This is a genomic window from Lentibacillus salicampi, assembly GCF_004565465.1.
Lineage (GTDB): Bacteria > Bacillota > Bacilli > Bacillales > Amphibacillaceae > Lentibacillus > Lentibacillus salicampi.
This window is the reverse complement of record NZ_SRHY01000067.1, coordinates 1-7,628: the sequence shown is the minus strand read 5'-3', so window position 1 is coordinate 7,628 and position 7,628 is coordinate 1. Positions and strand designations below refer to the sequence as shown.

The 7,628-nt window shown below is 36.8% G+C and carries 9 protein-coding genes; all 9 read left to right on the top strand.

The genetic code is table 11. The features are described 5' to 3' along the window. A partial coding sequence (locus E4U82_RS18830; RefSeq protein WP_167751493.1) for an IS110 family transposase occupies positions 1 to 264 on the top strand: 264 nt, incomplete at its 5' end. Positions 265 to 1,115: 851 nt separating this feature from the next. Then, the gene (locus tag E4U82_RS18825; protein WP_135111785.1) at positions 1,116 to 1,817 is read left to right on the top strand and encodes a FadR/GntR family transcriptional regulator; all 702 of its coding nucleotides are present in this window, start codon (positions 1,116 to 1,118) and stop codon (positions 1,815 to 1,817) included. 21 nt (positions 1,818 to 1,838) lie between these two features. After that, entirely contained in the window at positions 1,839 to 3,041 is a 1,203-nt protein-coding gene (locus E4U82_RS18820) for a CaiB/BaiF CoA transferase family protein (protein WP_280689772.1), read from the top strand. 14 nt (positions 3,042 to 3,055) lie between these two features. Next, positions 3,056 to 3,994 (top strand): hydroxymethylglutaryl-CoA lyase, encoded by a 939-nt coding sequence (locus E4U82_RS18815; RefSeq protein WP_209300611.1) that lies wholly within the window; start codon positions 3,056 to 3,058, stop codon positions 3,992 to 3,994. A gap of 48 nt (positions 3,995 to 4,042) precedes the next feature. Then, positions 4,043 to 4,705, top strand: coding sequence for an RraA family protein (locus E4U82_RS18810; RefSeq protein ID WP_135111783.1), 663 nt, complete (start codon positions 4,043 to 4,045; stop codon positions 4,703 to 4,705). Between the two features lie 39 nt (positions 4,706 to 4,744). Beyond that, the gene (locus E4U82_RS18805) at positions 4,745 to 5,635 is read left to right on the top strand and encodes a DUF1932 domain-containing protein (protein ID WP_135111782.1); all 891 of its coding nucleotides are present in this window, start codon (positions 4,745 to 4,747) and stop codon (positions 5,633 to 5,635) included. After that, positions 5,616 to 6,575 (top strand): tripartite tricarboxylate transporter substrate binding protein, encoded by a 960-nt coding sequence (locus tag E4U82_RS18800; protein ID WP_167751492.1) that lies wholly within the window; start codon positions 5,616 to 5,618, stop codon positions 6,573 to 6,575. Before E4U82_RS18805 ends, E4U82_RS18800 begins: the two co-directional genes overlap by 20 nt. A gap of 65 nt (positions 6,576 to 6,640) precedes the next feature. Continuing rightward, entirely contained in the window at positions 6,641 to 7,096 is a 456-nt protein-coding gene (locus E4U82_RS18795) for a tripartite tricarboxylate transporter TctB family protein (RefSeq protein WP_135111780.1), read from the top strand. Between the two features lie 12 nt (positions 7,097 to 7,108). Further along, complete coding sequence (locus E4U82_RS18790; protein WP_135111779.1) at positions 7,109 to 7,516, top strand: tripartite tricarboxylate transporter permease; 408 nt, start codon at positions 7,109 to 7,111, stop codon at positions 7,514 to 7,516. Positions 7,517 to 7,628: the final 112 nt, after the last annotated feature.

The window sequence follows — 7,628 nt, the reverse complement described above, 5'->3', positions numbered from 1 at the left end:
ATAACCAAACGGGGACGAAAGGGGCTCCGGAAGACGTTATACCTGGCTGCCCGTTCCCTGGTGCTTCATAACCCATACTTCCGGAAACTGCATGACTATTATAAGTCACGATCTGATCATCCGCTCAAACCCAAAGAATCGCTCATTGCCCTTTGTAGTAAGCTGATTCGGGTATTCTTTGTCATCGGTACAAAGCAATGTAAGTTTGATGGTGAAAAAATGCTTAGCGATATACCTCAGATGTGTACACAGGAAGCAACTTAAAAGGAACAAAACGTCACCAAGCTAACTTGAAAACGAAGACATGGGCAAACAATTGAAGCGCAGAGCCGATCTTCATCCAATCCATTAGGGCACGGACCCCGCAAGGGAGCATATTCGGCCTCCGCCTCATGGACACGCCGAACGAAGGAATGTATGGACATGATCCTGTGAGACATGGGAGGGTAAGCGGCCGTGAGCAGCGCGGAGTAATGCAGAAGCGCGATCATAAAAAATTCAGAAAATTACCCTCGGGTAATTTGGGAGGTCGTATAGCATCACATCGGAAAATTCCGATAATATAAGTTCGATGTTGTCCATGGAGGAAGTTTCAATCAGATGCCTATGAAATTCTAAGAAAAAGCTAGCATATTGGAGAAAATCATTTAATTATTGAGGGAGGGGTGTACATCTCTTTCTAGTAGTACTATAACAGATGAAACAACCGGTGAAGCTATTCTCAAGGGGCGGTTATTGAAGTGAAAATATTGGATGACTTTGGTAACGAAATACGTCGGCAAGCCGAAGGTAAATTATTTAATAATGCGGAGTAATAATTTTTGGTTAAATCCTCAGGTCATGTCTCGTTTTAAGGTATAGAAGTGATAGGTTTCTGCACCTTTTTCTTTCTAACCTGAGATAAGTTACATGCAAATGAGGTGAAATGATGTATAAGTGTGATAAAGAAATTCAGCTAATAAAAATACTTTGGAAAAACTTTGAGATATCAAAAAACTAAAAGAAACAATTGACTTTTAAATTTATTTAGATTACAATATTAAACAATAATTGGACTAACCAACAGCCCAAAGATCCAATTAGCATTTATTTTCTTATTGCGGAGGTAATTAACCTTGTTCGAAAATATAAAAACAGAAAGAGTTTATGAAAAAATTGTCAATCAAATATATAGCTTATTACAAAAGGGAGAATTAAGGTCTGGAGAAAGGTTGCCACCCGAGAGAGATTTAGCTATAAAACTAAATTGTAGCCGCTCGTCATTGAGAGAAGCGTTTAGAGTATTGGAGTCCCAAGGTTTGATTGTTTCAAAAACAGGTGGAGGGAGATATGTCCAAAAATTAGATAAAAAAAATTTTGCTACTGAAACGTTTAGCACCATCGATTTATTAGAAAAGTCAGCTATTATTTATTTCCTTGAAGCTAGAGAAGCTTTTGAACCTAGAATAGTAGAATTAGCATGTGAAAGGGCTACGAAGGAAGACATTGTTGAAATTGAAAACGCTTTAACAGTTATGGAAGAAAAACTTAAGAAACCAGAATTAGAAGTTTCAGCTGATAACAATTTTCACGTTGTAATAGCAGAGGCTACACACAATTATGTATTTGTTTCCATGATGGAAAATAATGTAAATATGATTAGACAAGTAAGAAGAAAAGTAATGAAAAATCCTGCCCGGTATAAAGAGTCGCTAAAAGAGCATACCGAAATACTCGAAGCTATAAAAAAACGTGACAAGACATTAGCGGTAGAAAAAACAAAAAGACACTTAGAGAAACTAAGGAACAGCATCATAATAATGCAAGAAAATAGCTAATTTCAGAAAGGAGAGAATACTTTGGAGTTGAAGGAGCCATTAAATGGGATAAGAGTAATAGATATGTCTACAGTTATTGCTGCTCCATTTGGCGCTACATTATTGGGGGATTTTGGAGCAGAAGTTATTAAAATCGAATTACCAGGTAAAGGTGATCCCTTAAGAGGCTTAGGTCCATTTTCTGACAGCGAACCATTAAGATGGCCAGGATTATCAAGGAATAAGAAGTCATTAACATTAGATTTGAGAAAGGAAGAAGGAAAGGAAATATTTAAAAAGCTAGTTAGCAAGTCTGATGTAGTTATAGAAAACTTTCGTACAGGAACCTTAGAAAAGTGGGGAATAGGTTATGAAGAAATTAAGAAATGGGATCCAGACATTATTTTAACAAGAGTAACAGGTTATGGGCAGACTGGTCCATATGCTGACAAAGCTGGATTTGGAACGCCTGCAACGGCATTTAGTGGATTTACTTATCTGCATGGCTATCCTGATAGACCGCCGATAAGTCCTTCTTTCTCCTTAACGGATTATATCACAGGTATATATGTTGCCTTTTCTACCATGGTTGCATTGTATCATCGTGACACAACCGAAGAGGGTTCGGGGCAGTATATAGATGTTAGTTTATATGAATCAGTTTTTAGAATGTTGGAATTTTTAATAGCTGATTATGATCAGAATGACATTGTGAAAGAACGTACTCCTGGATTAAGTGGTCATTCAGCTCCTGCGGGTACTTTTAAAACTAAGGATGACAATTGGATTGTATTAGTAACTAGTTCTGATCGTACTTTTGAAAGACTTGCTCAGGCAATGAACAGAGAGGATTTATTAACGGATGAAAGGTATAGTACGAATGTTGAACGTCTCAGCCGTTTTGAAGAGACTAATAAAATAATTGCAGACTGGATTCAAATGTTTAATAGGGATGATTTACAAAGCTTATTAGATGAATATGGAGTACCAGTGAGCCCCATTTTTAGCATTAAGGATATATTTGAGGATGAGCAGTATAAACAGCGTGAGAATATCATTGAGGTTAATCATCCTAGACTTGGAAAACTTAAAATGCCAGGTATTGTTCCTAAATTCTCCGATACACCTGGATCGATAAAAAATGTAGGACCTGATTTAGGAGAGCATAATGAAGGGATTCTGGAATCCCTACTTTCGTATAATCGAGAGGATATTCGAAGACTAAAGAAAAATGGCATAATATAAGGAGGTTGGAAAAGTTGAGTACAGAAACTGTTACAATTACGGAAGTTTGTCCGAGGGATGGTTTTCAGAATCTACCCAGAGTTCTCGATACAGATGTAAAAGTAAGGGTAATTAATGAATTAATAGATTGTGGTTTTAATCAAATAGAAGTAAGTTCTTTTGTTCATCCTAAAGCGATACCACAGTTACAAGATGCTGAAGAAGTTTTTGAAAAAATAAATAGAAACGAGAATGTTACTTTCCGTGCTTTAGTTCCCAATTTGAAAGGATTAGAAAGGGCAATTACTTCTAAAGTCGAAAAAATAAAGTTAATGCTGTCGGCATCGGATTCTCACAGTTTGAGTAATGCAAACTGTCTTACTGCTGAAGCACTAGAAGGATTTAAACCATTAGTGGAAAAATGTTCAGAAAATAGAGTGACTTTAACAGGCTCCATCTCTGTTGCATTTGGTTGTCCTTATGAAGGAAAAGTACCGTTGAAAAGACTGATAGACATTTGTAAAAAATACGGGGAATTAGGAATTAAAGAAATATCACTAGCAGATACCGCTGGAATGGCAAATCCTGTACTTACTAGAAAAGTAGTTAAAGAGTTATATAAACAATTTCCGGATTTTAAATTTTCGCTTCATATGCACAACACAAGAGGAATGGCCTTTGCCAATATTGTTGCTGCATATGAGGAGGGAATACGGGATTTTGATAGCTCAGTAGCAGGGTTTGGAGGATGTCCATATTCGCCAAATGCTAGTGGAAATATATCTACAGAAGATCTAGTCCATGGTTTTGAGGAAATGGGTATTTCCACAGGAATAGATCTGGATAAAGTTTTAGAAACTGGAAGGTGTCTTGGAAAATTATATAATGGGCATGTTGATAGTTTTATATTAAAAGCTGGGAAAAACTCAGACTTGAAAATTTCACCTAAACAACAAAGTAAAATAGGTAACTAATTAAAGGGAGTTTGTATTTAGGAAAGCTTTTGAAAGGGGGTGAGGAAAATGAATGATTTGTTATTATCAGAAGATGTTATTAATAGAGCTCGGGCTTTAAGCAGTACATTATTGGCAGATGCACTAAGTGGTATCACAACGATGGATTTTCAAATAAAGCCTGTTAAAAATGGAATGAAAATGGTTGGTACAGCTATAACTGTTGATGTTGCGCCTGGTGACAATCTTTATTTACATCATGCAATTTACTCAGTAGAAGAAGGATATGTAATTGTATGTGATGGAAAGGATCATAAAGCAAATGCCTATTTGGGTGAATTAATGGCACATTCAGCAGACGCAATAGGCTTAGAAGGAATCGTCATTGATGGGTTAGTTAGAGATAAAGAGGAGTTAGAAAATCTGAATTTACCTATTTTTGCAAAAGGATTTATTTCAAGTGGTCCATTCAAAAACGGGCCAGGTCAGTTCAATATACCAATAAGCTGTGGCAATGTAGAAGTTAAGCCTGGAGATTTAATTATTGGGGACGACGATGGTGTTGTCGTAGTACCTAAAGATCAAATAGAGATGGCATTAGACAAAGCCGAAAAGAAACTAGCATATGAGAGTGATCGTATTCAATCTATCAATGATTTTAAGAAGGGTAAAGTTAAAGAATTAAAAAAACCTTCTTGGTTTGATGAAAAAATAGGTCAAGACAATGAATAGAATATGAGATTTTATAAACTTACAAATAGGTGATAAAACATGAAAATTGGATTTATAGGTTTTGGAGAAGTTGGTTACCAAATGTCAAAGGGTTTTAAAGAAGAGAATAATATTCGAATTACCGCCTTTGATAAGATGCATCAAACAACTTTGGTCCAAAGCCGTGCCGAAGAAGCTGGTGTTGTATTATATGAAAGCCCTTTCGATGCTATAGAGGGGGTAGATGTCATTATAGTAGCGGTACCAGCAGACCACACCTTTAATGCTTGGCAGAGCATTAAAGGTGCAAAGCCGGAAACATTGAAGATTGATGTTACAACAGCTAATTCTAACACAAAACAACAGGTTTTTGAAGAAATTATGAGTGGGCAGGGTTATTTTGTGGATGCTGCCTTAATGGGGCCACTTCCTGCTTATAAACATAAAGTTCCTATCATTGCTAGTGGTAGTGGTGTAAATGTTTTTATTAACATGATGGAACAACATCAAATGAAAATAGAAAACATTGGCGACCAGGTAGGAGATGCGATAAATATCAAACTTATTAGAAGTATATTCATGAAAGGTATGTCCACTCTCTTATATGAAGTATTAGATATTGCACATCACTTGGATGTCGAAGATAGAGTGATAAAATCCATCTCTGAAACGATGGAAAGGCAATCTTTTGATCATACAGTTACTAGACTAGTATCTGGAACCGCAATCCATTCAGCTAGAAGAACGAAGGAAATGGAGAATGTGATTGAATTATTAAATAGTAATCAAAAACCTTCACAAATGTCGCAAGCAACTTTAGATAAATTATCATGGATCACGGAGTTAAATTTGGCTAGTGAATTCCATAATAAGACACCAGATGATTGGAAAAAAGTCTTGAATAAAATAAATGAGAAGAGAGGTTCTGAAAATGAAGAAACTAGGACTTAAATCTGTATTATTTAGTTTCATTGGCCTGATTTTAATTTTAGCAGGTTGCAGCGAAGCAACTTCAGGCGCTGAAAATTATCCAGATAAACCTGTAAAAGTAATTGTGCCATTTTCTGCTGGTGGGGGAGCAACCACTACAGCGAGGGTGATTGGTCAACATACGGAAGAACATCTTGGTGAAACAATCGTTATTGAAAATCAGGAAGGTGGAGGAGGCACAGCAGGACAACAGGCTGCATCCACTGCAGACCCTGATGGATACACATTGCTGTTAATGACCGGTTCAGCTGTTACGAATCCTATTTTTAATAATACTTCTTTTACACACGAAGATTTTGAACCAGTTATTCAGTTAGTAAACGATGTTTCTTACTTATATGTAGACGCAGATGCTCCTTATGATGATTTTGAGTCATTCATTGAATTTGCAGAGGCAAATCCTGGTGAGGTTACTATCTCAACTTCTGGTGCTCAGGCTTCCGATCATTATGCAGCATTAGATATTATTGCACAATATGATTTGGAAGCAGAGGCTATCCCTTATGATGGTGAATCAGGTGCTATTGCTTCAACAGCTGGTGGGCATGATGAAGCTGTAATTGGTAACTTTGCTGCTGCGGAAGGACAAGTGCAATCCGGTAATTTAAAAGCCTTAGTTGTGCTGGGAGATGAAAGGTCAGATGTGTATCCTGATGTACCTTCATCTAGTGAGGTAGGTTTAGAAGTAACGGAATCATCATGGAGAGGAATTGCGGTTCCTAAAGAAACACCTCAAGAAGTAATTGATATCCTGCATGAGGCATTCAAAAAAGGATTCGATGAAGAGGAGTATCAGGAACAAATGAGTAACTTGGGAATGGATACGGAGTACCAAAATCCTGAAGATTTCCAAGAAAGGATTAATGAGTACCATGAATCAATGAACCGAGATGTAGAATAATAATTTGTGGCCCCCATACTATGGGGGCCACACCCCACTAAAGTCAATTTGTCAGGAGGTTTAATATGGTAAAAGTTAATTATTATCTGGCTGGTACGATGGGTTTATTAGCATTATTCTTCTATATATTTAGTTTAAGTTATACCGAAGATGCTGCGGATTGGCCTCAACTATTTAGCATTATACTAATCCTACTCTGCGTCGCACTTATCGTAGATACCCATCGTAATCCAAATAGGGAAACTCAAGAATCTGATAAGACACCTCAAAATATCGAGCAAATTAAAAAGGTAGTATATGCCGTCGTTAGTTCAGTATTTTATTTGCTTGTTCTTAATTTTGTTGGTTTCTTATTATTGACTCCTGTATTTTTAATCTTTCTTTTAAGGATGATTGGCTATAAATCTTGGAAACTAATTTTATCTATTTCGATAGGTACTACTGTAGCTGTGATTATTATTTTCCAGTATTTGTTAAGAGTGCTAATTCCCCAAGGAATCTTTGAAGGCATTATTTTTTAAGGAGGTGCAACCATGCAACTTTGGTTTGATGCTATTACAAATGTATTTTCTGTTTCCATATTAATCACAATCTTTTTTGGAACAATCTTTGGCATGATAATGGGTTCATTACCTGGCCTAAGTTCAACAATGGCAATAGCCATCATTATTCCGTTTACCTTTACGATGGACCCAGCAACAGGAATTATTTTGCTTGCCGCGATTTACTGTTCATCGGTATACGGGGGCTCAATTTCCGCAATTTTATTAAACACTCCGGGCACTCCAGCGGGAGCAGCGACGGTTATGGATGGATATGAATTAACGAAACAAGGAAAAAGTGGTAAAGCAATAGGTATATCAGCAGTTGCCTCAGGGCTTGGTGGTATCATAAGTGCCATCATTTTATCTACTACTGCACCACTTCTAGAAGTCCGGTGAAAAAGTCAAATTGTGCTAGGAATTTCCTTGCTTTATGTCGAATATAGTCTATAGAACACTTATAAAAGGATGATCCGTTTATGCTTTCACCAAAGCAAAACCACATTCAACC